General features: G+C 46.0%; 1 protein-coding gene. It reads right to left on the reverse strand.

The annotated features are described in order from the left end of the window. Window positions 1-101: 101 nt before the first annotated feature. Window positions 102-1091: a hypothetical protein gene (locus tag ABEB31_RS21575; protein ID WP_347053740.1), complete on the reverse strand. Its 990-nt coding sequence runs from the start codon at window positions 1089-1091 to the stop codon at window positions 102-104. Window positions 1092-1173 lie beyond the last annotated feature (82 nt).

Here is a 1173-nt window from a genome sequence, read left to right on the forward strand (position 1 = left end):
GAGCGGAAGAATTAATAATTACGCTAAAAAAAAATCATGCGCCAAAAAAGTTTTTCCCTCATCAAGACTTTCATCAAACCCCCCCTCCTTTTCAAAACCCCTCACCCCCTCTTCAAAAAACTTCCTCCCCTTTTTTTCTTTCCCCCTCTCTCCCCTCTCCCCTCTTTCTTCCTCCTCCTCCTCCCTCTTCCCTTTTTTTTCCTCTTTTCCTCCTTCTTTTTTTCTTTCTTTTCCTTTTCTCTTTCTTTCCCCCTTTCTTTCTCCTTCCTCTCCTTCTTTTTCTCCTTCCCCTTTTCCCTCTTCTCTTTCCTCCTTCTCCCCCCTCCTTTCCTTCCTTTTCCTTCTCCTCCCCCTTCTTTCTTCTCCTTCTTTTTTCTCCCCCTTTCCTTCCCTCTTTCTTTCTCCCCTCTCCCCTCTCTCTTTTCCCCTCTCCCCTTCCCCTCTTCCCTTCTCCCCCTTCCCTTTCCCTTTCCCTCCCTCCCTTTTTTCTTCCTTTCCTTCCTCCCCCCTTTTTTTCCTTCCCTTTTTTCCCCTCTCCCTTTTCTTCCTTTCCTTTCTCTTCCTTTTTTCTCCTCTTCCTTTTCCCTCCCCCCCCTTTCCCTTCTTCCTCTTTTCCCCTCTCCTTCTCTCTCTCCCCTCTTTTTTTTCCCTCCTCTCCTTTCCTTCTTTTTTTCCTCCTCCCCCTCTTCTTCTCCTTCCCTTTCTCCTCCTTTCTCTCCCCCTTCTTTTTTCTTCTTCTTTTTCTCCTTCCTCTCTTTCTTCCCTCTCTTTTTTTTCTCCCTCCTTTTTTCCCCCTTTTCTCCTTCTTCCCCCCTCCTTCCTCCTTTTCTCTCCCTTTCCCCTCTCCCTTCTTCCTTCCTCTTTTTCCTTCCTTTTTTTTTCTCCCCTTTCCCTCTTCTTCCCTTTCTTTTCCCTCTCTTTTCCTTCTTTTTTCTTTTCTCCCTCCTCCTTCCTTCTTTTCTCCTCCTCTCCTTCTTCCTCCCCCCTTCTTTTTCTCTCTCCTTCCTCTTTTTCTCCTCCTCTTTTTCTCCCTTCTTCCCCCTCTCCCTTTTTCTCCCCCCCCCTTTCCCTTTCTCTTCTCCTTCATACATCAAAACATTGTTCAATCGCTGTTTGTCTGTTACAGGATTTTCAGATTTAATACCATTGTCATCTATCGATGCATCAGTCTAG

Source organism: Flavobacterium olei, assembly GCF_039749035.1.
GTDB classification, from domain to species: Bacteria; Bacteroidota; Bacteroidia; order Flavobacteriales; family Flavobacteriaceae; genus Flavobacterium; species Flavobacterium olei.